Origin of the sequence: Pseudomonas sp. RIT-PI-S, assembly GCF_025642975.1 — a bacterium.
In the GTDB taxonomy this organism is placed as follows: domain Bacteria; phylum Pseudomonadota; class Gammaproteobacteria; order Pseudomonadales; family Pseudomonadaceae; genus Aquipseudomonas.
Map to the genome: position 1 here is coordinate 1 of NZ_JANZKJ010000033.1, position 2,530 is coordinate 2,530.

Sequence of the window (2,530 nt, forward strand, 5' to 3'; positions counted from 1 at the left end):
AGTGTTGTTGCCCGCGATGTAGAGCGACTCCAGATGGCTGGCATCATCCACATAGAGCGAATATTGCTCACCGGCCAACACCCCGCTATTGACCAGCCCGCCGTTGACCGTTGCCCCGGTGAGGCGCAGCCCGGTATCGGTACCGCGCACGCTGCCCTGGTTATCGATTCCGCCCAGGCTGCTTTTGATCAGGGCGATCCCGGTCACGCCGCTGACGCTGCCGCGATTGAGCAATTGGCCGGTCAGAGTGGTGTCGTTGAGATAGAGCGGGTAGGCGCCCCCGCGGATCACGCCGTCGTTGACCAGGTTACCGGCGATCTTGTCGCTACCCAGGATCAAGCCGCCCACCGGTGCGCTGATGCGCCCAGTGTTGAGCAGGTCGCCGCCCAGGCTGGAGCCGGCGATGACCACTGCGCTGCTGTCGGCAGTGAGGCTGCCGCTGTTGACCAGGCTGCCGCCGAGCGTGACCGCTGCCCACACTGTGGCGTAGGTGGCGCCGCGAATCTGCCCGCTGTTGCGAAAGTCCCCGCGGATTTCGGTGTCTCCGAGCCCCAGGCCGCTGCCGGGGGTGTCCTCGCTGATCCCTCCGGTGATGCTGCCGGTGTTGATCAGGCTGCCGCCGATGTGACTGTTTTTCAGCTCGATGCCGGTGGCGCCGGTGACCTTGCCGGTGTTGATCAGGCTACCGAGGATCGCTGCGTTTTGGTCCGCGCGCAGCGCCGTCGCCGCAGGGCCACCGCTCAGGGTGCCGACGTTGAGGAGGTTGCCGACGATGGTGCCGCCTTGCAAGGTAAGCCCGGCCGAGCCACTGGAGCCGGTAGTGATGGTGCCGCGGTTGATCACGTCGCCCCTGATCGTGGTATCCCACAGCTGGAAGTCGCTGCTGCCGCTGTCGATGGTGCCGGTGTTGAGGAGGTTGCCCAAGGTGCTTTCCCGGATCAGCAGCCCAGAGCTTGCATAGATGGAGCCCTCGTTGGTCAGCCCACCGACCAGGGTGCTGCCATGAATCACCATCCCGGTGTAGCCGCTGGACAGGCGCCCGCCGTTGAAAAACTGGCCCTGCACCAAGCTATCGATCACCTGGATGGTGCCGTTGAGCTGGCCGGTGTTGACGATGCTGCCACCAATCACACTGTTGTTGACCGCCAGCGAGGCGCTGCCACTTCTGATAGTGCCGGAGTTGAGCACCGAACCGCTCACCTGGCTGTCGTCGAGCAGCAGCGTTTGCGAGGTGGAACCGAGCGTGCCGCTGTTCTTGATGTCGCCGGTGACCGTGCTGCCGGTCAAGGCAATGGCATGGGCACCGGAGGCTGCGACGATGCTGCCGCTGTTGTTCAGGCCGCCATAGAGGGTCGAATCGGACACTTCGATAGCCGCCCCCGAGCCGCTTACCAGGATGCTGCCGGCATTGCTCAATGCCCCGCCGATGCTGCCATTGCTCAAGTGCAGCCCAGCCAGGCTGCCTTCGAGGGTGCTGTCGGCACCGTTGATGACTTTGCCGGTGATCTGCCCACCATCGATATACAGCCCATAGTTGCCGCTGACCCTCCCGCTATTGACGAACTGTCGTGCCGCCGTGCCTTCCCGCACGCTCACCGCCGAACCGTCGGCCAGGTCAAGCGCGCCGCCGGCGGTCACTGTCAGGCTTTCTTGATTAGCCAGCTCGCAGGCGCTGGAGGTGGGGGCGGAGATCACCGTGTGGGTGCGGTTGCAGCTGCCGCTGCCTTCAGCGTGTTGCGCTACCAACACGCCCAAGGCCAGGACCACAGCCACGGCGAGACGATGAGGAGTATGGGCGGGATGGGGTTGCATGAGGGAATTGGCCGACTGCCAGCGCTGGCCAGGGTTGCGGTTATCCATGGTGCACCCTGCCTCTGTTGTTTTGCTTGGTATAGGCAGGCGGGCGGGGGCTGTCAAAGCCGTGTATCGGCCTGGCACCCGGCTGGTGAAGCCAAGTTCGCGGGCTTTGCCCGCTCCTACGGACCGACGCCGGTCTGAATTGTAGGAGCGGGCGAAGCCCGCGGCGCCCTGGAGGTGGTGGGCGGGATCAAAACGGCAGGCTAGGCCGCACGTTGCTGGCAGGCGGGCGGGCTGTCAAAGCCGTGTATCGGCCTGGCACCTAGCTGGTGAGCCCAAGTTCGCGGGCTTTGCCCGCTCCTACGGATCGACGCCGGTCTGAACTGTAGGAGCGGGCGAAGCCCGCGATGCCCTGGCGGTAACAGGCTAGATCAAATGGCAGGCTAGGCCGCACGTTGCTGGCAGGCGGGCGGGGGCTGTCAAAGCCGTGTATCGGCCTGGCACCCGGCTGGTGAAGCCAAGTTCGCGGGCTTTGCCCGCTCCTACGGACCGACGCCGGTCTGAATTGTAGGAGCGGGCGAAGCTTGCGGCGCCCTGGAGGTGGTGGGCGGGATCAGTGAGGCCAAGTTCGCGGGCTTTGCCCGCTCCTACGGACCGACGCCGGTCTGAACTGTAGGAGCGGGCGAAGCCCGCGATGCCCTGAAGGGGTGGCGGGCGGGGATCAAAACGGCAG

Annotated in this window: 1 protein-coding gene; it reads right to left on the reverse strand. The window is 65.3% G+C overall.

Going from position 1 to position 2,530, the window contains the following annotated elements; translation table 11 throughout:
• On the reverse strand, nt 1-1,860 hold a 1,860-nt coding region (locus OGL93_RS22100; protein ID WP_263265158.1), incomplete at its 3' end, for a hypothetical protein.
• Nucleotides 1,861-2,530: the final 670 nt, after the last annotated feature.